The 23988-nt window shown below is 65.8% G+C and carries 23 protein-coding genes and 1 tRNA gene; 13 read left to right on the top strand and 11 right to left on the bottom strand.

Annotated elements, in window-relative coordinates; all coding sequences use genetic code 11:
* Positions 1-19: 19 nt before the first annotated feature.
* The 4 genes from A5775_RS22335 to A5775_RS22320 form a co-directional block, all read right to left on the bottom strand.
* The gene (locus A5775_RS22335; protein ID WP_067257234.1) at positions 20-1438 is read right to left on the bottom strand and encodes a DUF4226 domain-containing protein; all 1419 of its coding nucleotides are present in this window, start codon (positions 1436-1438) and stop codon (positions 20-22) included.
* Positions 1439-1568: 130 nt separating this feature from the next.
* Positions 1569-1931 (bottom strand): DUF4226 domain-containing protein, encoded by a 363-nt coding sequence (locus A5775_RS22330; RefSeq protein ID WP_067257230.1) that lies wholly within the window; start codon positions 1929-1931, stop codon positions 1569-1571.
* A 48-nt stretch (positions 1932-1979) separates the two neighbouring features.
* A complete protein-coding gene (locus A5775_RS22325) occupies positions 1980-2801 on the bottom strand; it encodes a C40 family peptidase (protein ID WP_067257227.1) in 822 nt (273 codons plus the stop codon).
* Positions 2798-3586: a helix-turn-helix domain-containing protein gene (locus A5775_RS22320; protein ID WP_067257350.1), complete on the bottom strand. Its 789-nt coding sequence runs from the start codon at positions 3584-3586 to the stop codon at positions 2798-2800. Before A5775_RS22320 ends, A5775_RS22325 begins: the two co-directional genes overlap by 4 nt.
* A gap of 144 nt (positions 3587-3730) precedes the next feature.
* Between A5775_RS22320 and A5775_RS22315 the strand changes: the two genes are divergently transcribed.
* The 4 genes from A5775_RS22315 (at position 3731) to A5775_RS22300 (ending at position 6997) form a co-directional block, all read left to right on the top strand.
* The gene (locus A5775_RS22315; protein ID WP_067257224.1) at positions 3731-4147 is read left to right on the top strand and encodes a WhiB family transcriptional regulator; all 417 of its coding nucleotides are present in this window, start codon (positions 3731-3733) and stop codon (positions 4145-4147) included.
* Between the two features lie 95 nt (positions 4148-4242).
* On the top strand, positions 4243-5625 hold the full coding sequence (locus tag A5775_RS22310; RefSeq protein ID WP_067257221.1) for an acyl-CoA dehydrogenase family protein: 1383 nt from the start codon (positions 4243-4245) through the stop codon (positions 5623-5625).
* A 60-nt stretch (positions 5626-5685) separates the two neighbouring features.
* On the top strand, positions 5686-6681 hold the full coding sequence (locus A5775_RS22305) for a pirin family protein (RefSeq protein ID WP_067257218.1): 996 nt from the start codon (positions 5686-5688) through the stop codon (positions 6679-6681).
* Positions 6668-6997: a GNAT family N-acetyltransferase gene (locus A5775_RS22300; RefSeq protein ID WP_067257215.1), complete on the top strand. Its 330-nt coding sequence runs from the start codon at positions 6668-6670 to the stop codon at positions 6995-6997. Before A5775_RS22305 ends, A5775_RS22300 begins: the two co-directional genes overlap by 14 nt.
* Before the next feature lie 35 nt (positions 6998-7032).
* Here A5775_RS22300 and A5775_RS25960 read toward each other — a convergent pair whose 3' ends face one another.
* The 5 genes from A5775_RS25960 to A5775_RS22275 all read right to left on the bottom strand — a co-directional run bounded on the left by A5775_RS25960 (position 7033) and on the right by A5775_RS22275 (position 11895).
* Positions 7033-7458: a hypothetical protein gene (locus A5775_RS25960; RefSeq protein ID WP_231995251.1), complete on the bottom strand. Its 426-nt coding sequence runs from the start codon at positions 7456-7458 to the stop codon at positions 7033-7035.
* A gap of 124 nt (positions 7459-7582) precedes the next feature.
* On the bottom strand, positions 7583-8005 hold the full coding sequence (locus A5775_RS22290) for a hypothetical protein (protein ID WP_067257212.1): 423 nt from the start codon (positions 8003-8005) through the stop codon (positions 7583-7585).
* 3 nt (positions 8006-8008) lie between these two features.
* The gene (locus tag A5775_RS22285) at positions 8009-9865 is read right to left on the bottom strand and encodes a hypothetical protein (RefSeq protein ID WP_067257209.1); all 1857 of its coding nucleotides are present in this window, start codon (positions 9863-9865) and stop codon (positions 8009-8011) included.
* Between the two features lie 204 nt (positions 9866-10069).
* On the bottom strand, positions 10070-11632 hold the full coding sequence (mbtM, locus tag A5775_RS22280; RefSeq protein ID WP_067257206.1) for a long-chain-fatty acid--ACP ligase MbtM: 1563 nt from the start codon (positions 11630-11632) through the stop codon (positions 10070-10072).
* A complete protein-coding gene (locus A5775_RS22275) occupies positions 11629-11895 on the bottom strand; it encodes an acyl carrier protein (RefSeq protein ID WP_067257203.1) in 267 nt (88 codons plus the stop codon). Before A5775_RS22275 ends, mbtM begins: the two co-directional genes overlap by 4 nt.
* A 264-nt stretch (positions 11896-12159) precedes the next feature.
* Between A5775_RS22275 and A5775_RS22270 the strand changes: the two genes are divergently transcribed.
* A complete protein-coding gene (locus A5775_RS22270) occupies positions 12160-12618 on the top strand; it encodes a DinB family protein (RefSeq protein WP_067257343.1) in 459 nt (152 codons plus the stop codon).
* A 64-nt stretch (positions 12619-12682) separates the two neighbouring features.
* Positions 12683-13042, top strand: a complete 360-nt coding sequence (locus tag A5775_RS22265) for a nuclear transport factor 2 family protein (protein ID WP_067257199.1) — start codon at positions 12683-12685, stop codon at positions 13040-13042.
* 71 nt (positions 13043-13113) lie between these two features.
* Here the strand turns inward: A5775_RS22265 and A5775_RS22260 are convergent.
* Positions 13114-13196, bottom strand: a tRNA-Leu gene (locus A5775_RS22260).
* Positions 13197-13449: 253 nt separating this feature from the next.
* Here A5775_RS22260 and A5775_RS22255 point away from each other — a divergent pair.
* The 7 genes from A5775_RS22255 to pknB all read left to right on the top strand — a co-directional run bounded on the left by A5775_RS22255 (position 13450) and on the right by pknB (position 23293).
* Positions 13450-15090: an FhaA domain-containing protein gene (locus tag A5775_RS22255; RefSeq protein ID WP_067257195.1), complete on the top strand. Its 1641-nt coding sequence runs from the start codon at positions 13450-13452 to the stop codon at positions 15088-15090.
* Between the two features lie 124 nt (positions 15091-15214).
* Positions 15215-15682 (top strand): FHA domain-containing protein, encoded by a 468-nt coding sequence (locus A5775_RS22250; RefSeq protein ID WP_067257192.1) that lies wholly within the window; start codon positions 15215-15217, stop codon positions 15680-15682.
* Between the two features lie 64 nt (positions 15683-15746).
* Complete coding sequence (locus A5775_RS22245; RefSeq protein WP_067257341.1) at positions 15747-17258, top strand: PP2C family serine/threonine-protein phosphatase; 1512 nt, start codon at positions 15747-15749, stop codon at positions 17256-17258.
* Entirely contained in the window at positions 17255-18664 is a 1410-nt protein-coding gene (locus A5775_RS22240) for an FtsW/RodA/SpoVE family cell cycle protein (protein ID WP_067257189.1), read from the top strand. The genes A5775_RS22245 and A5775_RS22240 overlap by 4 nt, the downstream gene beginning before the upstream one ends.
* On the top strand, positions 18661-20139 hold the full coding sequence (pbpA, locus tag A5775_RS22235) for a D,D-transpeptidase PbpA (protein ID WP_067257186.1): 1479 nt from the start codon (positions 18661-18663) through the stop codon (positions 20137-20139). Before A5775_RS22240 ends, pbpA begins: the two co-directional genes overlap by 4 nt.
* Entirely contained in the window at positions 20136-21416 is a 1281-nt protein-coding gene (locus tag A5775_RS22230; RefSeq protein WP_067257183.1) for a serine/threonine-protein kinase, read from the top strand. The genes pbpA and A5775_RS22230 overlap by 4 nt, the downstream gene beginning before the upstream one ends.
* Entirely contained in the window at positions 21413-23293 is a 1881-nt protein-coding gene (pknB, locus tag A5775_RS22225; RefSeq protein ID WP_067257179.1) for a Stk1 family PASTA domain-containing Ser/Thr kinase, read from the top strand. The genes A5775_RS22230 and pknB overlap by 4 nt, the downstream gene beginning before the upstream one ends.
* Here pknB and A5775_RS22220 read toward each other — a convergent pair.
* A complete protein-coding gene (locus A5775_RS22220; RefSeq protein ID WP_067257176.1) occupies positions 23271-23957 on the bottom strand; it encodes an aminodeoxychorismate/anthranilate synthase component II in 687 nt (228 codons plus the stop codon). The genes pknB and A5775_RS22220 overlap by 23 nt on opposite strands.
* Between the last annotated feature and the right edge of the window lie 31 nt (positions 23958-23988).

Raw genomic sequence — 23988 nt, 5'->3', positions numbered from 1 at the left:
GCCGGCGAGTTCATTTTTGTCAGGTGGTCGACGACGTTGCCGGCCGGGTAGGTGTCGGTGGTTCAGGCTTAGTCGGCGTGGTCGCGGTCGCGGCCGCCGCCGGCGGATGCTCCCAGCCTAGAAAGCTCGGCCCGCTCACGGTGCCGATGTGCTGAATTTGGCCATCGAGAAGTGCCTTACCAGGGCCGAGGGCAAGGGCGTGACGATCCGTGAACATACCGATGTCGCCAGGAATTACCTGCAGGGCATCGATCGGGTTGACCACCGTCGTTCCCGGTGGGGGAATGGTCATTCCCTGGTGTTGGAAGGCTTCCGCGATCGGCGTTCCGTCGACGGCGGCCTGGATCGCCGCGGCCAGCTGCGGGCTGGCGGCGGTCACGGTTTCCCCGTCGGGCAGGGTCACCGGCGTCGGTCCCGTCGCGGGCTCATCGGATGACACGCTCTGCGGATCGCCGGGGCCGTCCGACGCGTCCTGCGCGCTCGGGTCTTCCTCTTGGGCATCCGGTAGGTCTTCATCGGCCACATCCTGCAGCGTCGGATCGATCCCTTCGCCGTCCCGCAACCCCGAGAGGGGAAGGCCGCCCGGCGCTTCCCAACCCGCCATGGAGGCGGGCATGGTGCCCAGACCCGGGAGCGGCCCGCCCCCGAAGTTGGGCATCGCGGGCGCCATCGGAGTTTCCATCGCCGGCGCGCCGGGGGCGCCCGCCATCGGATCGGACCCCGGGGTGTCTCCGGGCAGCAGTTCGTCATCGTCGGCCAGCAACGAGTCCAGCAGCGGATCCCAGTCGGAGTCCATATCATCGCTCGGTTGATCGGCCGTGCGGGCCGCGGGTGGATCCCCGACGGACGCCGCGGCCCTTGGGTGTTCACCGGGCCGAGTCGCTTCGTTCTTGGACGCGTCGTAGAGCGACGTCCATGCGGCCATCAGCGCCGATTTCGACGTGTCGTCCAGACTGGCGTTCAGGACCACTGTGCGAATGTCTCTGAGCTTGCCGATGAGGAAGCGTTGGAAATCGCGCGCTCCCGCCGGAGTGTCCAGGTCTGATCTCGTCCGCACCGCGACTTCGGTTTCTCGTTGCAACTTGGTGAGCGCTTCTCTGCCGTCGACGGCATTCAGGTGTGCGTTCAAAATGGCCGAAACCACTTGCATGTCCAGTTGTGAGCTCGCCGAGTTCTGCTGTGCGAGAGCGGCTTCGGCGCTGGCGATGGCGTCTGCCGCCGCACCCGATTCGCGATCCGGCGGGGTCGCGGCGCCGAACACGTCAGCATGCTGTTGGCGGATCTTGCGCACGATTGCCTCGAGTCGCTCGGGGCGCGTGGTCGGGGTGGCCACAGCGGAGACTTCGGTCGGCGCCAATCCCGTCTGCCACGCGTTTGGATCGCCGGTGCGGTCTCGGACCGATTTGACCGCGGCGAGCAGATCGTCGTATGCAGACATCAGTCCAGCCGGCAGCGCTGCTGCGGACCCTGTTGCGGGAAGTGGCGCGACCCCTCCATGCCCGGCGACAGTAGTCAGGGGCGTTCCTGCCGACAAGTCAGTGAGCTGCATGGTTGTGGACTAGTTCTGGCTAGCTGCCGCCGGCGGTGTACTGCGCCCGAAGGTTCTCCAACACAGCCCTTTTCGCATGAGCGAGCTCGCGCGCCCTGGTCACAACCGTGGCGATCTCGCGTTGCTTGTCCAGCAGAAACTTCTGAAACTCACGCGCGCCCATGGGCGTATCCACGGCGAGGGCCGCTTGCTGCACCACGGCGTGGTCGATCTGTTCGGCGATGGCGTCCAGCCGGCGGACGCTCTCGCGCGCTGCGGTGTGAGCGGTGGTCAGCACGTCAGTGAGCAGGCGGTCGGCTTCGGACGCGGTACCGTGCTGACTCGCCAGCGCCGATCGCCGTGCCTCAGCGGCCTCTAGGGAGGGCTCGGGTTGTTCCGTCATCGGCTCACCCTTCTCGTGGTGCCCGCGTAGCCGGGCGAAGTCGGCGCGTCATATCGGTCGGCGTATCGCAACGTTGTTGCCCAGTCGGCTAATTCGCACCGACGCGCCCGCGTAGGGCGCCTCGACAACCAGGTTGTTGCCGATGGCGAGCTGGACGTGTCCGGCGTGCGGAAACACCAGATCGCCCGGTCGCACCTGCGAACGGGGCACCGGAACGCCATCGTTGATTTGCTGATATGTGGTGCGGTCCAAGTGAATACCGGCCCGTGCGTAGCTCCACTGAACCAGCCCGGAACAGTCGAACTGATCGGGGCCGGTCGCGCCCCAGACGTAGGGCCGGCCCAGCCGTGACAATGCGGCCCGCACCGCGAGCGCGGCACGGGCGTTCGACAGGCCTAAGCCGAGGCCACGCCCATGCCCGAGCCGGTACCGCAACGCCAGCAGTGCCGCATGGTGTCGTCGAGCGCGCAATCTCGCCGATGCGACGTGGGCCCGTTGCGTACGCAGTCGCGCCGCGCGGCGACGCATAGCCTCTCGATGTGCCAACGGGGTCGACGGGGTCGCCAGGGCATCGGCGCGGGCCGCGTCGAGGACGTTTCGAGTCAGGTCGTGGGCCTGCGCCCGGTCGTGGTGGGCGCCGGCGAGCACATCGGTGACGGCAGCGTCGGTCGCGGCCGTCGACGTGAGGCGTTGCCGGCTGTGGTCGACCACGAGTTGGTAGCCGCCGTGCGCCAATCCGTCGTTCAGACGGGCGGTCCGCCGCAACAGGCTGCGGTAGTGCACGGCGTCCGCATCCAGGGACGGAGGCGTCGTGCTGCCGGCGAAGAGTTGATGTGCGCGGCTCAACGCCTCGACTTCGCTGTGGCTCACTGTGCCCCCTCGGCGCTGTCTTGGCTCGCCTGTTCCTGGCTCGTCGACTCGACCGCCTCGGTGAAGGCACGCACACGGGGGAGTGCGCCCGGCGAAATGACCCCGCGATTGCGGATGTCCCATATCTCCTCGACGTCGACGCCGACCAGCGCGGCGATGATCGTTTCCGGCAACGAGGACTGGGCGCACGCCCGGTCGAAACGCGCGCTCAGACTGGTAGGCATCCGCTTCAGCAGGGCCGTGCGCGTCGCCTCCAGGGCCTGCAGGTGCTCCATCAGCCGATCCGTCGAATCGGCGCCCGCGCTCACCGCCACCCGCCAGGAACTGGCCGCGAGCATCTCCGCCTTCACGCACTGAGCGATCACAGACAGAATATACGTCTCATATTCGTTTGATGTTGTCGCCGGCAGCCGATCGATGACGGATTTGAGGGCGTCGAGCTGAGCTTCGGCATAACCTTCCAGCACTTCGGTGTCGCTGTGGCGGTCGACCACCACCGGCCCGGTGCGCCGCGTCGGCATCGCGGCCGGTGGCTGCGCGGCCATCAGGCGGGCCAATTCGGCGTCCGGATCGGCGGCCACCAGTAGTCGAGAGTAGGTGCCCGGCGGCAGGCCTAGCCCGTTTTCAACCTTCTGAACTGTGCTTTTGTGTGGTTTACGGGCGCCGCGTTCCAGAAAGCTGAGCCCCATGATGCTGACCCCGGTCGCGGCGGCGAGGTCGGCGAGTGACCAGTCCCGCGATTCGCGCAACGCGCGGATAGCCGCGCCGGCCGATTCACGGCTCACCACACGCTCCGGCCATAGGCCGGATAGTACACAGCCGCACACTCGGATATGCGTATATACGTTTTTGTCGACGTTTCCCTTGCATTGCGCCGCGGTCGCCGTATACGCTTTCACCTACGTTTCACGCTCGACAAGGAGACCGACATGGGACACCCCTGCGCAGCCAACCCGGAACTTTGGTTCGGCTATCCCGACGACGACGGTGGTGACGGCGCGGCGAAGGCGCGCGCATACGAGCGGTCGGCCACCGAGGCGCGCCTTCAATGCCTGCGCCGCTGCCCACTGGCGCAACAGCGCCGCTGCGCCCAACACGCCATCGCACACCGCGAGGAGTACGGCGTGTGGGCGGGCGTGAAGCTGCCCGGCGGCCAGTACCGCAAGCGTGACCAGCTCGCTCACGCGCACGATGTTCTCCGGCGTATTGCTTCGGGCGAGATCAACTCCCGCCAGCTGCCCGAGAATGCGGCGCTGCTGGCACGGCACGAGCACGAGGCGATCGCGGTGTCCGCGGTCGTGTTGCACCTGCCGCTGGCCCAGGTCGGGCCTCGTTCGGCTGCCTGAGGCCTCGCCAAAATCCCAGCTCGACAGTTTGTTGAACCAGTCAACGGGGTAGTCGGGGTCGGCAAGACCAGTCTGTCGACCTTGAAGGCGCACCCATGACGTTCGACCTGACCCCGACGGCGGCACAACACGATCTGGCCCGACGAACGCATGAGTTCGCCGAATCCGTAATACGCCCGGTAGCCCTCGACTACGACCAGCGACAGGAGTTCCCCTGGCCGGTGCTCGAGGAGGCGGCCCAGCAAGGCTTCTACAGCCCGCTGTTTTATCGCGACCTGATCGGTGACCCGACCGGCATCTCCTTGCCCATGTTCATGGAGGAACTGTTCTGGGGCTGCGCCGGGATCGGGCTGGCCATCGTCATGCCGGCGTTGGCACTGTCTGCGATCGGACAGGCCGCGTCCCCGGAACAGATGCTGGAGTGGGCACCCGAATGTTTCGGTACGCCAGGTGATCTCAAGCTCGCCGCCCTGGCGATCTCGGAGCCCGAAGGCGGCAGCGATGTGCGCAACCTGCGCACCCACGCGCGCCGCGACGGTGACGACTGGATCATCGACGGCCATAAAATGTGGATCGGTAATGGCGGCATCGCCAATGTGCACGTGGTCAACGCGGTGGTCGACGAGGAACTCGGCCATCGGGGTCAGGCGCTCTTCGTGGTGCCCGGCGGCACGCCCGGGCTGAAGCTGCTGCGAAAGCTCGACAAGCTGGGCTGCCGAGCCTCCCATACCGCCGAGTTGCTCTTCGAAGGTGTGCGGGTACCTCGCGCGAATCTGCTGGGTGGGGAGGAAAAGCTCGAACACAAACTCGCCAAGGCGCGAGAAGTCGTGTCGGGTGGAAAGCGTTCCGGTTCAGCGACGTTGGGCACCTTCGAGCAGACCCGGCCGATGGTTGCCGCCCAGGCAATCGGGATCGCCCGCGCGGCGCTGGAGTACGCGACCGCGTACGCCACCGAGCGTGAGGCTTTCGGCGGGCCCATCATCGACAACCAGGGCATCGCGTTCCCGCTCGCGGAACTGGCCACGCAGATCGACGCAGCTCGGCTGCTCACCTGGCGCGCCTCCTGGATGGCGGCCAACAACGTTCCCTTCGAGCGGGGGGAGGGCTCGATGTCGAAGATGGCCGCCAGCGAGGTAGCGGTCAAGGCCACCGAGCGCGCCATCCAAACCATGGGCGGCTGGGGCTACATCACCGATCACCCGGTGGAAAAGTGGTATCGGGATGCCAAGCTGTACACCATCTTTGAAGGCACCAGCGAGATCCAGCGGATGGTCATCTCCAACGCGCTGGGCGCTGCCGTCGGCACCCCGCCGCTGCATGTGGTGCTCGAGCCGTCCGGGGGACCGTTGAACCGCGTTTTCGGGCGGGGTACCCCATTGCGGTCCCGCGTCGCCGACACCGCGCTGTCGATGCAGGATCGTGTGCCCGAGCCGGTCATGCGGCTGGCGATGAAGGTACTGCGGCCCCCGGGCAAGTGAGTCGGCCGGGTACGGTCGCGGATGACGGACCCGCTAGAGGGCCGTGACGGAGGGTGAACGATGAGCAACCTTGAAGCGGCGCCGGCCGAAGTCGCCTGCGCCGCTTCGCAACACATGGGCACTTCGGCCGCGGTGGAGGTGCTGCATTCGCGAGAAGTTCCCTTGGGTGGCCCGAGGGCGATCCGTGTGCAACGCGCGCTGCCGCAACGAGGGCGTTCGCTGATCGGTGCGTGGTGTTTCATCGACCACTACGGCCCGGTCGCGGCGAGGATGGATGTCCCGCCGCACCCGCATACGGGACTACAAACCGTCAGTTGGTTGTTCAGTGGGGAAGTGGAGCACCGCGACAGCGCCGGCGTTCGTGCGGCCGTTCGGCCCGGCGAGCTGAATCTGATGACCGCGGGCGCCGGCATTTGTCACTCCGAAGTGTCGGTTCACGCGGGGCCTGTCTTGCATGGCGTCCAGCTCTGGGTGGCGCTTCCCGCTTCCGACCGGGACACCGGACGAGAATTTGTCCACTACACGCCCGTTCCGGTCTCGCTACCGGAAGCCGAAGTGCGCGTGTTCCTCGGCGAACTGGCCGGGAGTCGTTCGCCCGCACCGACATTCACTCCGTTACTGGGCGCCCAACTCGACCTCGACGCCGGAGCCAGCCTGGACCTCACCGTCGAGCCCACCTTCGAGCACGGAGTGCTTTGTAATTCGGGCGCCGTCCGCGTGGATGGGTCGCCGCTGGCGATCGCCGACCTGGCATACCTGAGCCCCGGCCGCTCGCAACTGCCTCTGCACAATGGGGGAGAGCGGCCCGCGCGGGTGCTGTTGCTGGGCGGCACCCCGTTCGCCGAAGAATTGGTGATGTGGTGGAACTTCGTCGGACGAAGCCACCAGGACATCGTCAACTACCGCCGACTGTGGGAGGACGGCGACGACCGGTTCGGCGCCGTCCAGGGATACCGGGGCGCGCTCGCCCGATTGCCCGCCCCGCCGCTGCCGACCACTCGGCTGCGGCCTCGACCGATACCCCAACGAAAGGAAAGCGCAAATGACAACCGATAAGACCGGTGCGGAAACCACGGTCAGCCTTCAGGACGGCAAGTACACGATCGCCGTCGAGGGCAAGACGGTGGGCCTAGCCGATTTCGCCGACCGCGGCGACCAGCGCGTCTTCTACCACACCGAAATCGATCCCGCGTACGGCGGACGCGGCCTCGCGACCATCCTTGTCGAGGAAGCGCTCAACGAAGCGCGCGGCGAGGGCAAGCGCATTGTTCCGGTGTGCTCGATGATCGGCACGGTGCTCAAGAAGCACCCCGAATTCGATGACATCACCGACCCGGTCACTCCGGAAATCACGCAGTGGGTGCGGTCTTAGGGGAAAGCTAAAGCTCGACGAGCCCGGCCTTCGGATCATCCGGGCGTCGCGGTGACCATCTTCTCGATCTCATCCACAGACCTGTCCATGAGGTGACTGAAAATGGTGGCGTTCACCGCAGATAAGATTGCGCAATCATCGTTGGAGCAGATTTCGTATTTGGTGTCGACTTGGGATACCTCTACATTCGAGGCAAATCCTTGTTTGGCAAGGTCAGCGCCCAGTGGCCCAGATGCGAGGTCGGTGCGCACGGTTGTGGCCCAGTCCCAGATGAGGTACTTCTCTGTCAGTTCAAAATTCGATAGCTTGGCGACGCCGTTGTGTCGCTGCCCGCGATTGTTAACCGTATCTACTGTCCACCAATTCCCGTCGTCACGAAGATGGACAGAATAGTCGTCGGTCCTGAAGCAAATCAGGCAGTCTGCGCAGTCGGTCGTGACAAATATGTCGCCTCCGCCCATTCCGGGCGCCCAACGAAGCCAATTAGCTGATAAGCGAGAGAAATCTGGCATTACGCGTGCAATCCGTTAGTCGATGGTTGGCTATCAGCTTGGCCCGGGCGGGGGCCCTACACGGAGCGCTTGCCTATCCTTGCGGCGGACCAAAGTACTTTATTGCGAGTGCCTTTGCGAGATTGATGAGTTCCTCGCACGAGTGCTCGGCTTCTCCTTCAACAAAGAGTTGCTCGATACGGTCGCGGTTGCTCCGAATCCACGCCACCGTCTCGTCCGGAGATACAACGTTCGTCTCGTCGTAGTCATCAAGGTACTGTCGGATCAGCGTGGCCCGAAACCAGTTATCTGGTGACTCCGCTAATGCAGTTGGTGCAATAGCGAATCCAAACTGTCCCCTGTCATTAGTCAACTCCAAGCTGATCAGCGGACCGGTGAGAGTCAACGATGCATTGGTCGTTGGGTCGCCGGACGTCGTCGAGTCGGTGACGTGATATCGAGGGTCCAAATACAAGAAGTCCAAATAGTGAAGAAAAAATTCCAGCAAGCTTTTCATTATTTATCTTGCTCCTTCGATTGGCGGCATCAACATATTTTCGCCTATGCGCCGATAGCCATGTGCTTCGAGGTATCGGAGCTCCGCTGCCGTGTATGTATCTGGGGCAACCCTGTGAAAAGGCACCGACAACGTAATCTTATCTCGATTTGCGATTGCGATGTCGAGTACGTGCTGATTGGCGGCCAGTTGCTCTGTGGGCGTGAACGAATTCCACGCGTCGCCAAGGCTGAAGTAGCTGGCGCCGCGGTCGTCTGCGACTTGGAGGTAGGAAGGCCCGCCGCCCGGGGGCCTGAACGGTCCCAGGACGGTTTCACCACTTCCGGTCAGATGTGCTTCGGACATCGCTCGCAGTTCGGGTGTCATGTAGTGGAGCGGGTTGTCCAGGTGGAATTCCGGATGAGCTGGATCAACCACGACGGGCGGTGCGCTGTCGGGCAACGCCGGCACGTGCGGTCCCGCGGGCGCATGCTCGACGGGTATGTCGCCGTGCGCGGCGGGCGGTGCGTGTTCGACCGGGGGTGGCTCGAGGGGGTGAGTGCCCGGGACCGGGTCCCCGGTTAGCGGGGGGTGGGAAGCCAGGTTTCGTTCTGCGACTTGGAAGTGTTCCTCGGCTCCGGCGAGTGCGCGTGGGAAGACGTTGTCGGCCGTGAGACCCTCCAACATCTCGCGGCTGAAAAGCATCTTCACGCCCTGAATGGCCGCCTCGCCGCCAGCCTTGAGCGCTGGAGCCCCGACCGCCAGGGTGACGGCGGTAAAGAGGGGTTCGGAAGTCGCTTCCACCTGCCCGGGATCCGGTGTGCGCATGCCGGTCAACTTGCCGCCGTTGAAGGTGTAGTACGTGCCGGTGGCTTGGTCGAAGAACTCACCGGTGCCGTTCTTGAGCTCGCCGAAGGCCTGTACGGGCTGCCCGTTGACGTTGTAGGTGAACGTGAAATGCCCGTCGGGGCCAACATTTATCGACGCGGGGTCAATGCTGTTGTAGTCGGGAATCTTGCCCAGGTCGTCGAGAGCACGGGCGAGGTCGGCCTTGAGCTTGGGCAGTTTGGCACTGGCCGCCTCGCCCTCCGGCGAACCCGGGCCATGGGTATAGAGGTCGGCCGCGGCTTTACTGAGCGCCTCCTGCGCGGCACGCACCTTGGCCATCTGGTCCACGACGGCCTGGTTGGTGGCTTGGCGAATGTCAGCCAACGCGGCCTGTTGGGCGGGAGATGGTGGGGCGACGCCGTCAGCGTCGGCGCCATGGAGCGGCGCGCCGTCGTACCCCTCGGCGTGCAGGTTATTCAGCGACTTCTGAAGGCTATCGGAGTAGCCGTTGCGAATTGATTGCAGCGCGGCGAGCGCGGATTTGGTGTCGCGCAGGGCGTCATCCTCGCAAGTGTTGATGAGGGCGTGCAGCGCATCGCGTTCCCCCGCACTGAGGCTCTTGTCGTTGTTCAAGATGGCGACGGTCTGGCTGACCAAGTCCGAAATATTCTTCAACTGGGCATCCAAGGTGGCGATGCGCGCAGCCCCGGCCTTCTGCGCATCGGCCAGCGCCGCCGCGATGCTCTCCAGGTCCGCGGCGATCTTGGGCAGCTGCAAGGACTGCGCCCCTAGGGATTTCGTGACCCGCTGAACTTCGTCGGAGTCGTTGATGGGATGGCCCCCATCGTGCTGGTTCCAGGCGGCCTCGAAGCGGGTGCGGGCTTGCTGGAACGCGTTGTCGGCCTCCGCGGTGCATCGTCCCGCGCGATGAAAGGCGCCAGCAAGATTGGAGATCTGCAATGGGCTGCCCGCTTGCAGGCTGGCATTGATCGCCCAGGGGTCGCCACCGGCCTCGGCGATCAGCGCCTGCTCATCTATATACGGAAGTGCCACAGCACCGCTCGTGGCCGCGCGGCGCTTAACGTCAGTCTCCGCGACGGTATTGCGCGCATTTCCAACCCTCCCTGAGCTAGCTCATAAGGGTACTGGCGCCAACGCGCCCGTCAATTCATGACAGATTGCGTATCAGCGAAACATGATCGGCACACCCAGGCGCTGGCCGGCCGAATCGAACGGCCCTCTGATCGCGCTCAGGCGTCAGGCTTGTAGTTGGCTGCGGACCTCCAGTCGTCTGAGCTTGCCCGAGGACGTGCGCGGTAATGATCCGGGCGGCATCAAGACGACATCGGTCGGCGTCACCCCGCACACCGAGATGACCCGCTTGATGACCGCGCTGCGGACCACATCGTGATCCGACCCCACGAATTCGGCGGCGATGAGTAACCGCGACTGGGCGGCACCAGATTTCGAGCCGACCGCAACCACGCCACCGTGCCGCACACCCTCCACTTGCCCGGCCACTTGCTCGATTTCGGTGGGAAAGATGTTGCGGCCGGCAATCGTGATGACCTCTTTGGAGCGACCACAGATGACGAGGGCGCCGTCGACCAGGTAACCGATGTCCCCGGTGCGGAACCACTGCGCACCGCGATCAGGCTCGATGGTCGCATCGCCGAAGTACTTCGTCATCATCGACGATCCGCGGATCTCGACTTCCCCCACGCGATCATCGGAGGCGTGATCGGCCGGGCTTATGCGCAACTCCATACCGGAGATCGGGCGACCCAACAGTGCATACCGTTGGCGTGTACCAGATTCGGTCCGCTCATCGATGCGCAACCCCTCCCCGCAGGCAGGCATCGTCACGGCGCAGGTTGACTCGGCCATCCCGTACGCAGGGGTTGCCGCCGACGCCTGCAATCCAAACGGAGCCATCGCCGCGGCGAATCGCTGAAACCCCTCGCAGTCAACGGGTTCGCCGCCATTGATAACAATTCGCAGCGCCCCCAAGTCAACGTCGGACACCCGGCCCGAGTAGCGACCGAGCATGGAGTAGCCGAAATTGGGCCCGGCGGTGAATGTTGCCGCGCTGGCGGAAAGCCAATCCGCCCAGCGAAGCGGTGCCGCAGAGAACGCACCCGTCGGCGCCTGCCATAGCGGTGTCCCACTCAGAACAGCGGTCAGCAGAAGAGCCAAACCCATGTCGTGGTAGATCGGCAGCCACGAACACGCCCGGTCGGAGGCGCCGTCGAGCTGTAGCCGCTCGATGAGGCCACGCATGTTGTTCAGCACCGCGCCCGGCGCCAAGACCGCCGTCCGGGGATCACCGGTCGAGCCGGCGGTACCCTGCAGAATCGCGGCCTTCGAATCTGATTGAGCCTGAGGCCTATTCGATGCCGGGGTGCGGGCGGCCTCGGCAAGCCCGCAGACCGACAGGGTCGACTCCACATCGCCCAACGTGCGCAGGGTGGCTCCGTGACTGAATACCGTGCTGACTCCAATTCCACGGAACCGGCTCAGTGTGCTGCGCGCCCACTCAGCCGGGTCGGCGCCGCGTCTAGGGCGGGGGAGAATCGATACGGCGGCACCCGCCAGCCACGCTCCCTGAATGGCGGCGACCAGCTCGACGGTGGGTTCGCCAACGAGACCTACGGCGCCAAGGTGATCCTGCTGGAGCAGATGCGTCGCGATGCTTTCGGCCATCCCGTGCACTTCGGGCCAGGGGCGGGTTGTCCAGCGGTCGGTTTCTTTGTCCAGGATGACCAAGTCATGCGGCGATCGCGTCATCGCGTCGCGTACGGCGGACGCGAGAACGTTCATGCGCCGACCCCGGCCCCGATCGCGGCTTGCAGGTCACCCACGGTCGTGCAGGTCAACAGGTCTTCCTCGCTCAATTGCGTGCCGAACCGTTCTTCGATGGCAACCAGACCGGCCGCAAAGGCGACGGAGTCCATTCCCAGGTCCTCTATCAGACGTGTTGTGGCGGTGACGGATTCGAACTTGAGGTCCAGGTCATCGCGAAGGATGCTGACCAACTTATCGTCGACGGTGCCGGGCACAGGGGGATTGGAGGGGGAGGTCATGAACCGCGACCCTACCGGCTTAATTTAGGTAAGGCTACCCTCATCATTAATGTGTGGGTTGCCTCACCGCCGAAGCCGATGCATTGGGTGGCCCTGCTGCCGTCGGCTGGGTGCTGCCTGCCGGCGCCGACGATTGTCCCACAGGCACAACAACTTTGAATCCCGCGCGATCGGCGGCGAATGGCCGGCCAGCTTCATGCTTGCCTCCGCTGAAATGATGGTGCCGTGACAGAACCTTGCGCAGGGTGCGGTTTCGGCTATGACCTGCGCCGAGCCGTAACCGCCGGCGATGACATCCAGGCGTTGGCGGCGGAAGTCGTTGTACTTCTGTCTAACAACGAAATTGATGTGAGGTCCCGCCCACGGCCCGACGTATGGTCGCCGCTGGAATACGCGTGCCATCTGCGTGATGTGCTGCTCGTGCAACGCGAACGGGTGCTGGCAGCCCGGCGGACGAATGGCGTCGACTGTGCGTCCATGGGGCGGGAGGAGCGGGCCGAGCACGACGGCTACAACGCACAGGACCCGACCGAGGTGGCTCGCCAACTTGCCGACGCGGCAACGCTATTCAGCAACGTGCTGGCTCGGTTGTCCGCCGATGACTGGGATCGGACGGTGATCTACCACTATCCAGAGACCCACGAACGGTCGCTGCGTTGGGTCGCGGTACACACCGCGCACGAGCTGCGGCACCACCTTCTCGACATTCGCCGCCAACTGTGACCGGAGCAGGCGGAGCGCACGGAAGCCGCTGGGCCGCCGAATTCACCCGCGCACATTGCCGTCCATGAATGTCGATGCGGTCGCCTTCTCCAAACGATGGGCACAACACTGGAACGCCCACGACGTCGACACCGTCCTCGACGACTTCCATGACGACGTCGTGTTCACGTCCCCCGTGGCCGCCAAGCTCCTGCCGGAAACACAGGGCGTGGTGCGCGGCAAAGCGGCGCTGCGGCGGTACTGGGTTGCCGCCCTTGAACGCATTCCGGACCTCCGGCTCACCGTCGAAGGCGTCTACCAAGGCGTCAACACGATCGTCATCACCTACCGCAACCAGAACGACGACCTCGTCAACGAGGTCTTGATCTTCGACGGCGACGTGATCGTCGAGGGCCACGGGACTTACCGCACCGCCGACTCATAGGGCCGTTGGTTCCCCAACGCAAAAGTCACGACCTCTTGCGAGGTCGTGACTTTTCGTAACACCGCTCAATGTGGGCGAAGGGGGACTTGAACCCCCACGTCCCGAAGGACACTGGCACCTGAAGCCAGCGCGTCTGCCATTCCGCCACTCGCCCGGAAAAACAACCGGTGGACCATACCACTGTAATGGCCCGATTCCCGAACCGCCGCAGCGGGCCGGAAGGCCCTACGGCGCCGGGCATTCACCTGCGGGCATGCGTCTGAGCTGCAGGTACGCGGTTCTCACAATTTCGACAGTGCCGCCGCGCCGCGAAGTGCCGATACCATGCGGAAGTGAACCAGCACGCGTGTGATTCGTTTGCCGCGCACCGGCAATACCTTCAGGCAACTGCGGGCGAACGGTAGGACATGAGTAGCCAACGAGGGCTGGCCGCGCGAATCGAGCGCAAGCTCGAGGCGACGGTGGACAATGCCTTCGCCCGCGTATTCGGCGGATCGATCGTCCCGCAAGAGGTAGAAGCCCTGCTATGCCGTGAAGCGCGTGACGGCATCCAGAAGCTTCACGGAAATCGGCTTTTGGCCCCCAACGAATACATCATTACCCTCGGTATGCACGACTTCGAGACGGTGAGCGCAGATCCGGATCTCACGTCGAGCTCTTTCGCGAGGTACTTGGCTGACTACATCCACGAACAGGGGTGGCAAACGTATGGTGAGGTGGTCGTCCGGTTCGAGCAGTCGTCGAACCTGCGTACCGGTCAGTACCGCGCCCGTGGTGCTGTCAACCCGGATGTCCAGCCCCGCCCGACGGCCGAAGACGCCGTCCGGCCACAATCAAATAACGCGTTCGGCGATGAACGAGGAGTAGCACCAATGACTGACAATTCGAGCTACCGCGGGGATCAGGGGCCGGGGCGCCCCGGCGACGAGTACTACGACGACCGCTACCGGCGTCCCCAGGACGACGACGGGCGCGGTGGCCCGGACCCGCAGGGTGCACCCGACCAGCGTGGGGGATATCCGCCTGAACAGGGCGGCTACCCACCTCAGCAGGGATACCCGCCGCCGCGCCCGCCCGAGCAGGGTGGCTACCAGGAGCAAGGCGGTTACCCCGATCAAGGACAAGGCGGCTACCCGCCCCAACAGGGATACCCGGACCAGCGCGGCTACCCCGACCAAGGCCAGGGCGGCTACCCGCCCCAACAGGGATACCCGGACCAGCGCGGCTACCCCGACCAGGGGCAGGGCGGCTACCCACAGTCGTACGAGCAGCGCCCTCCCGCGCCTACCGGGTACGGGGGCGGCCAAGGCTACGACCAGGGATACCGCCAGGGCGGTGGCTACGGCCCTGCCGGCCAGCCGGGCGGTGGCGCGCCGGGCTACGGCGGCGGATACGGCGACTACGGTCGGGGGCCGGCCCGCCAGGACGAGGGCGGCTACGCCCCACCAGAGCAACGCCCCGGCTACCCCGAGCAGGGCGGCGCGTACGACCAGGGCTACCAGCAGGGCGGCGGATACAGCCGTCAGGACTACGGGTCCCCCGAATACACCCAATACGCCGAGCACGCGCAGGGCGGGACGTACGGCGGGCAGGCCGGCGGCTACCCCGAGGCGGGCAGCCCCGAGTACGACTACGGCCAGCAGCCCGATTACGGCCAGCAGGCGGACTACGGCCAGCCGGCCGACTACGGCCAGCCCGCCGACTACGGCCAACAGGCGGGCGCCTACGGCGGCTACGGCCAGGGCGGCTACGGCGCCGCCGGCACCGCGGTCACCCTTCAGCTCGACGACGGCAGCGGCCGCACCTATCAGTTGCGCGACGGCTCCAACATCGTGGGCCGCGGGCAGGACGCACAGTTCCGGTTGCCCGACACGGGCGTGTCACGGCGTCACCTGGAGATCCGCTGGGACGGACAGGTCGCGCTGCTGTCGGACCTGAACTCCACCAACGGCACCACGGTGAACAACGCCCCGGTCCAGGAGTGGCAGCTGGCCGACGGCGACGTCATCCGTTTGGGCCACTCGGAAATCATCGTCCGGATCCACTAAGTCACTGGGCTCAACGCTGCCGTGCTTCGCCCCGTGTCGACCACCGTCCAAGTATCGTGACGTAGCCGATGTGCTCGGAGTCACGGGCGCCGGGGACACGACGCTAGGACGGAAAGGACGCCAGATGCAGGGATTGGTACTGCAGCTGACGCGCGCCGGATTTTTGATGTTGTTGTGGGTATTCATCTGGTCCGTACTGCGAATCCTGCGGACCGATCTCTACGCGCCGACCGGTGCTGTCATGGTGCGTCGCGGCTTGGCGCTGCGCAGCACGCTGCTGCCGTCGCGTCAGCGCGGGCGTACCGCCCGCTATCTGGTGGTGACCGAAGGCGCGCTGGCGGGCGGGCGCATTACTCTCAGCGGCCAGCCGGTGCTGATCGGACGGGCTGACGACTCCACCCTGGTACTCACCGACGACTACGCCTCAACGCGGCACGCCCGGCTATCTCAGCGCGGCTCGGAGTGGTACGTCGAGGATCTAGGATCGACCAACGGTACTTACCTCGACAGGGCGAAAGTGACGACTGCGGTACGAGTCCCGATAGGAACGCCGATTCGAATCGGCAAAACGGCGATCGAGTTACGCCCGTGACCCGCGCCAGTGACGATGGTGTCGGCTTGGCAGATTTTCCGGCCGGGATCGAGGAGTGGCGCCCGTGACCCTGGTCCTGCGATACGCCGCCCGGAGTGACCGCGGCCTGGTGCGCGCCAACAACGAAGACTCTGTCTATGCCGGCGCCCGGCTGCTCGCTCTGGCCGACGGCATGGGCGGTCACGCCGCCGGCGAGGTGGCGTCCCAGTTGGTGATCGCCGCCCTGGCCCATCTTGATGACGACGAGCCGGGCGGCGACCTGTTGGCCAAGCTCGACAACGCGGTGCGCTCAGGCAACGCGGCCATCGCCGCGCAGGTCGACGCGGAGCCCGAACTCGAGGGGATGGGCACCACTCTTACCGCAATCCTGTTCGCGGGCGACCGAATTGGATTGGTGCACATCGGCGACTCACGTGGTTACTTGCTGCGCGACGGCGAACTGAGTCAGATCACCAAGGACGACACGTTCGTTCAGACCTTGGTCGACGAGGGCCGGATCACCCGGGAAGAGGCCCACAGCCATCCGCAGCGGTCGCTGATCATGCGCGCGCTCACCGGTCACGAGGTCGAGCCGACGTTGACCATGCGAGAAGCGCGTGCCGGCGATCGCTATCTGCTTTGCTCCGACGGGTTGTCGGATCCGGTGAGCGACGAGACCATCCTCGAGGCGTTGCAGATTCCCGATGTCGCCGAGGCCGCCTACCGCCTCATCGAGTTGGCGCTGCGCGGCGGCGGTCCCGATAACGTCACCGTCGTCGTCGCCGACGTCGTCGACTACGACTACGGGCAAACCCAGCCGATTCTGGCCGGCGCGGTGTCGGGCGACGAGGATCAAATGACGCTGCCCAACACCTCGGCTGGCCGCGCGTCGGCGATCAGGCCGCGCGACGAATCCGCCAAACGTGTTGCGCCACAACCGGAGACGACGCACCGGCCGCGCTGGTCCCGCCGACGGATGGTCGTCGTCGCCGCTTTAGCGGTGCTGCTGGTGATCGCGGGCTTCACCGTCGGGTGGTGGGTCATCCAGCGCAACTACTACGTCGCCGAATACAACGGCCGGGTCTCCATCGTGCGGGGGATCCAGGGGACGCTGCTGGGGTTTCCGCTGCAACGGCCGTACCTGGTGGGCTGCGTCAACGCGCGCAACGAACTGTCCCTGGTCAGCTATGGGCAATCCCGCGGCCACTCCAATTGCCAGTTGATGACGCTGCAAGATCTGCGCCGTCCCGGACAGGTCCAGGTCCAAACCGGGCTGCCGGGCGGCAGCCTGGACCAAGCGGAATCGCAGCTGCGCCAACTGATGGCCGAATACCTGCTGCCGATCTGCCCGTCGCCGCGTGCCACCTCCCCGCCCGGTTCCCCACCCACCGGCGGCGGAACACCCGGATCCAGCGCCACCGCATCACCAGCATCACCGACCACCAGCCCCACCAGCAGCAGCCCCCCACCCAGCACAAGCGCCTCCAACGGCCCCGCGAACTCATCACCGGCAGGCCCGACGACCACGTCGCAAACGGTGACCGCACTCCCCGGGCCCCCACTTCAACCGGGCATCGACTGCCGGACGGTGGCATGACAACACAGCTTCAGCCGCCGGTCGCGGTCACGCCTCCACTGCCTACCCGGCGCAATGCCGAGTTGTTGCTGCTGGGCTTCGCCTCGTTGATCACCGTCGCCGCGCTGCTGATCGTTGAGGCCAACCAAACCCGCGACCTGCAGTGGAACGCGATCAACTACGGGCTGGTGTTTCTCGTCGTGTTCGGGTCCGCGCACATGGCCATCCGGCGCTTCGCGCCCTACACCGACCCGCTGCTGTTGCCAATCGTGGCATTACTCAACGGACTTGGCCTGGTGATGATTCACCGGCTCGACCTGGTGACCAATCAGCTCAGCGGCCGCCACCATCCCAGCGCGACCCAGCAGATGCTGTGGACCCTGGTCGGGGTGGTCACCTTTGCCCTGGTGGTCACCTTTCTGAAAGACCATCGGCAACTGGCGCGCTACGGCTACATATGCGGGCTGTTCGGTCTCATCTTCCTGGTGATTCCCGCCCTGTTGCCGGCGTCGCTGTCCGAACAGAACGGTGCCAAGATCTGGATTCGTTTGCCCGGCTTCTCAATTCAGCCCGCCGAATTCTCCAAAATTCTGCTACTGATCTTCTTCTCCGCGGTACTGATCGCCAAACGCGGCCTGTTCACCAGCGTCGGTAAGCACTTCATGGGCTTGACCCTGCCCCGCCCCCGCGACCTCGCACCCCTGCTGGCGGCGTGGGTGATCTCGGTCGGCGTGATGGCCTTCGAAAAGGACCTTGGCACTTCGTTATTGCTGTACACGTCATTTCTGGTAGTGGTCTACCTCGCCACCCAACGATTTAGCTGGGTGGGGATCGGCCTGGTGCTGTTCGCCGCGGGAAGCGTTGTCGCGTATTACATTTTCAGCCACGTCCGGGTCCGTGTGCAGATGTGGTGGGACCCGTTTTCCGATCCCGACGGCAGCGGCTACCAAATTGTGCAGTCGCTGTTCAGCTTTGCCACCGGAGGGATCTTCGGCACCGGGCTCGGCAACGGTCAGCCCGACACCGTGCCGGCCGCGTCGACCGACTTCATCATCGCGGCGTTCGGCGAAGAGCTGGGATTGGTGGGCCTGGCGAGCATCTTGATGCTCTACACGATCGTCATCGTGCGAGGAATGCGCACGGCGATCGCCACCCGCGATAGCTTCGGCAAGCTGCTGGCGGCGGGCCTGGCCTCGACGCTGGCCCTTCAGCTGTTCATCGTCGTCGGCGGGGTAACGCAACTCATTCCGCTGACCGGCTTGACCACCCCGTGGATGTCTTACGGCGGCTCGTCGTTGCTGGCGAACTATGTGCTGTTGGCCATCCTGGCGCGCATCTCGCACAGCGCCCGACGCCCCTTGCGCACCTCCGTGCGTCACGAGCCGCCGATCGCGGCGGCCGGTACCGAGGTGATCGAGAAAGTATGAACGCCTCCCTGCGCCGGATCTCGGTGATCGTGATGGCGTTGATCGTGCTGCTGTTGATCAACGCCACGATGACACAGGTCTTCGCCGCCGACTCGCTGCGCGCCGACCCGCGCAATCAGCGGGTCCTGCTCGATGAGTATTCGCGCCAGCGCGGCCAAATCGTGGCGGGCGGACAGCTGCTGGCCTACTCGGTCGCCACCGATAACCGCTTCCGCTTCCTGCGGGTCTATCCCAACCCCGAGACGTACGCGCCGGTCACCGGGTTCTACTCGTTGCGCTATTCGAGCACCGGTCTGGAACGCGCCGAGGACCCGCTGTTGAACGGCTCCGACGAGCGGCTGTTCGGGCGCCGGCTGGCCGACTTCTTCACCGGCCGCGACCCGCGCGGGGCCAACATCGACACCACGATCAAGCCGCGGGTCCAGCAGGCCGCCTGGGACGGGATGCAGCAGGGCTGCGGCGGTCCGCCGTGCAAGGGTGCCGTCGTTGCCCTCGAACCGTCCACCGGAAAGATCTTGGCGATGGTGTCGTCGCCGTCTTATGACCCCAACCTGCTGTCGTCGCACGATCCCGACGTGCAGGCGAAGGCCTGGCAGCGGTTGCGCGACGATCCCGACAACCCGATGACCAACCGTGCCATCTCGGAGACCTACCCACCCGGTTCCACCTTCAAGGTCGTCACCACCGCGGCCGCGCTGCAGGCCGGCGCCTCCGACACCGAGCAACTGACCGCTGCCCCGTCGATTCCACTGCCGAACAGCACCGCAACTCTGGAGAACTACGGTGGACAGGCGTGTGGCAAGGAGCCGACCGTGTCCTTGCAGCAGGCATTCGCCCTGTCCTGCAACACCGCGTTCGTCCAACTCGGCATCCTCACCGGATCCGACGCGCTGCGTAGCACGGCACACTCATTCGGCCTGGACACCACCCCGAGCGTCATCCCGCTGCAGGTCGCGGAGTCGACCATCGGGATCATCCCGGATGCCGCCGCCCTGGGAATGTCGAGCATCGGACAGAAGGATGTCGCGATGACGCCCCTGCAGAACGCCGAGATCGCAGCGACCATCGCGAACGGCGGGGTGACGATGCAGCCCTATCTGATCGACAGCCTCAAGGGGCCGGACTTGACCACGATCAGCACCACGGCGCCCTATGAGCAGCGGCGCGCCGTGTCGCCGCAGGTCGCCGCTAAGCTAACAGAGCTGATGGTCGGCGCCGAGAAGGTCGCACAGCAGAAAGGGGCCATTCCCGGCGTGCAGATCGCATCCAAGACGGGTACCGCAGAGCATGGCACCGATCCGCGGCACACTCCGCCGCATGCGTGGTATATCGCTTTCGCGCCCGCGCAGACCCCGAAGGTCGCCGTGGCGGTGTTGGTGGAGAATGGCGCCGACCGCCTGTCCGCGACGGGGGGTGCACTCGCCGCGCCGATCGGACGGGCTGTGATCCAGGCCGCGCTACAGGGAGGACCATGAGCCCGCGAGTTGGTGTGACGCTGTCCGGCAGATACCGCCTGCAGCGCCTGATCGCCACCGGCGGCATGGGTCAGGTCTGGGAGGCGGTAGACAGCCGGCTGGGCCGCCGCGTCGCGGTCAAGGTGCTCAAGCAGGAGTTCTCCCAGGACCCCGAGTTCATCGAGCGCTTTCGCGCTGAGGCGCGGACCACGGCGATGCTCAACCACCCGGGGATCGCGGCGGTCCACGACTACGGCGAGAGCCAGCTGGACGGGGAAGGCCGTACCGCCTACCTGGTGATGGAGCTGGTCAACGGCGAGCCGCTGAACTCGGTGCTCAAACGCACCGGTCGGCTGTCGCTGCGGCACGCCCTGGACATGCTCGAGCAGACCGGTCGCGCGCTGCAGGTCGCACACGCCGCCGGCTTGGTCCACCGCGACGTCAAACCGGGCAACATCTTGATCACTCCTACCGGCCAGGTGAAGATCACCGACTTCGGTATCGCCAAGGCCGTCGACGCCGCCCCGGTGACCCAGACCGGAATGGTGATGGGCACCGCCCAATACATCGCCCCCGAACAGGCCCTCGGTCACGACGCCACCCCGTCCAGCGACGTGTACTCGCTAGGAGTTGTTGGCTACGAGGTTGTTTGCGGCAAGCGGCCATTCACCGGTGACGGCGCGCTGACGGTGGCGATGAAGCACATCAAGGAACCTCCGCCGCCGCTGCCCGCGGAGCTGCCGCCCAATGTGCGCGAACTCATCGAGATCACATTGGTCAAGAACCCCGCCATGCGTTACCGCAGCGGAGGGCCGTTCGCCGACGCCGTGGCCGCGGTACGCGCCGGTCGTCGTCCGCCGCGACCCAGCGCGACACCGCCCGCCGGCCGGGCCTCGCCGGCAGCGATCCCGTCCAGCCCGACGACCAGGGCGGCCGCGGTGACCCCTCGAACCGCTACGCCTCGTCGATCCCGCCCGACCACCGGCGGGCACCGCCCGCCCCCGGCCCGACGCACTTTCTCGTCGGGACAGCGGGCGCTGCTGTGGGCCGCCGGGGTGCTCGGCGCGCTGGCGATCATCATCGCGGTCCTCATCGTCATCAATTCCCGGGGGGATCAGCAGCAACAGCCCCCGACGGTCACCGACACCGGCACCCCACCGGCCTCGGCGCCACCAGCGACCAACACCCCCAGCGGTTCTGCGGCCCAACCCGGCATGCGCTTCACCTGGCCGGATGACGACACGATAGGGATGTCTGGATTCCGCAATGGACCGGCCCGACACGGGACATCGCCATGACCACCCCGCAGCACCTGTCTGACCGTTACGAGCTCGGCGAAATCCTCGGCTTCGGAGGTATGTCCGAGGTTCACCTGGCCCGCGACGTCCGCTTGCATCGCGACGTCGCGGTCAAGGTGCTGCGCGCGGATCTGGCCCGCGATCCCAGCTTCTACCTACGCTTCCGGCGCGAGGCGCAAAACGCCGCCGCGCTGAATCACCCGTCCATCGTCGCCGTCTACGACACCGGCGAGGCGGAAACCCCCACCGGGCCGCTGCCCTACATCGTCATGGAGTACGTCGACGGCGTCACGCTGCGCGACATCGTGCACACCGACGGCCCGCTGCCGCCCCGGCGGGCGATCGAGATCATCGCCGACGCGTGCCAGGCGCTGAACTTCAGCCATCAGAACGGCATCATCCACCGCGACGTCAAGCCGGCCAACATCATGATCAGCACCACCAATGCGGTCAAGGTGATGGATTTCGGTATCGCCCGCGCGATCGCCGACAGCGGCAACAGCGTCACCCAGACCGCCGCGGTGATCGGCACCGCGCAGTACCTGTCGCCCGAGCAAGCCCGCGGCGACACCGTTGACGCCCGTTCCGACGTGTATTCGTTGGGTTGCGTTCTTTACGAAATCCTCACGGGCGAACCGCCTTTCGTCGGAGACTCACCGGTCGCGGTTGCCTACCAGCACGTCCGCGAAGACCCCGTCCCGCCGTCGCAGCGCCACGAAGGGATCTCGCCCGACCTCGACGCCGTCGTTCTCAAGGCGCTGGCCAAGAATCCGGAAAACCGCTATCAGACTGCGGCGGAGATGCGGGCCGATCTGGTCCGGGTACACAACGGCGAAAAGCCCGATGCACCCAAGGTTTTCACCGACGCCGACCGCAGCTCGATGCTGTCGTCCAGCCCCGGTAACGCTGGCCCGCCGCGGACCGACCCGCTGCCTCGCCAGGTTCTCGCAGACGCCGGCGAGGACCGCACCGTCGGTTCGGTCGGTCGCTGGATCGTCGCGGTCGCCGCGCTGGCCGTCCTGACGATCGTCGTGGTCATCGCCTTCAACACCTTCGGCGGCGGCGCACGCGACGTTCAGGTGCCCGACGTGCGCGGGCAGGTGTCCGCCGATGCCATTGCGGCGCTGCAAAACCGCGGCTTCAAAACACGCACGCTGCAAAAGCCGGATTCGATCATTCCGCCCGACCACGTCATCGGCACCGACCCCGGCGCCAACGCCTCGATCAACGCCGGCGACGAGATCACCGTCAACGTCTCCACCGGCCCGGAACAGCGCGAGGTCCCCGACGTCTCCTCGTTGAGTTACTCCGACGCGGTCACCAAGCTCAAAGGCGCGGGATTCACCAAGTTCAAGCAGGCCAATTCGCCGTCGACGCCAGAACTGCTGGGCAAGGTGATCGGGACCAACCCCCCGGCCAACCAAACGTCGGCGATCACCAACGTCATCACCGTCATCGTCGGCTCCGGCCCGGAGACCAAGCAGGTTCCCGACATCGCGGGCCAGACGGTGGACATCGCGCAACGGAACCTGACCGTCTACGGCTTCAGCAAAGTGACCCAGGTGCAGGTGGACAGCCCCCGGCCGGCCGGTGAGGTCGTCGGCACCAATCCGCCCAAGGGTCAGATGGTTCCGGTGGACTCGGTGATCGAGCTTCAGGTATCGAAGGGCAATCAGTTCGTCATGCCCGACCTGTCCGGGATGTTCTGGACGGACGCCGAGCCGCGGCTACGGGCGCTGGGCTGGACGGGCATCCTGGACAAGGGCGCCGACGTCGACGCCGGTGGCTCTCAGTCACACCGGGTGGTGTATCAGAACCCGCCGGCCGGCGCCGGGGTGAACCGGGACGGGATCGTCACGCTGAAGTTCGGTCAGTAGCCGCCGGATCGGGCGGGAAGTACGGCCGCACCGCGGCGTGTACGTCATTCTCGAGTCGACGTACCAGGGTGTCATCGCGCACCAACCCGCAGACGGCGAGCCAGTTCGCCAGCATGCGATGGCCGCCCTCGGTCAGGATCGACTCCGGGTGGAACTGCACGCCGTGGATCGGCAATTCGGCGTGGCGCACCCCCATGATCACGCCGCTGTCGGTGTGGGCGGTGACCTCGAGCACCGGCGGCAGCGACTCGGGCAGGATGGTCAGCGAGTGGTAGCGGGTCGCCGTGAAGGGATCCGGAAGTCCTTGCAACACACCGATATTGGTGTGGTAGACGCTGCTGGTTTTGCCGTGCAGCAGTTCGGGAGCCCGGTCGACGGTGGCGCCGAATGCGACGCCGATGGCTTGGTGCCCGAGGCAAACCCCGAGCAGCGGGGTCTTCTCGGCGGCACACGCGCGAACCATCCCGATGGAAGCGCCCGCGCGCTCCGGGGTGCCCGGCCCCGGACTGAGCAGCACGCCGTCGAACTGCCGGGCGGCGGCGGCCTCGTCCGAGAGCCGGGCGTCGTCGTTGCGCCAGACCTCCGCGTCCACGCCCAGCTGCCCGAGGTACTGCACCAGGTTGAACACGAAGCTGTCGTAGTTGTCGACAACCAGGATCCGCATCGTGCCAGGTTACCGTCCGTTGGCAGGTGCG

Source organism: Mycobacterium sp. 852002-10029_SCH5224772 (assembly GCF_001667315.1).
GTDB lineage: Bacteria > Actinomycetota > Actinomycetes > Mycobacteriales > Mycobacteriaceae > Mycobacterium.
The sequence above is the reverse complement of the archived record's forward strand: the minus strand, read 5'-3'. Positions and strand labels throughout refer to the sequence as shown.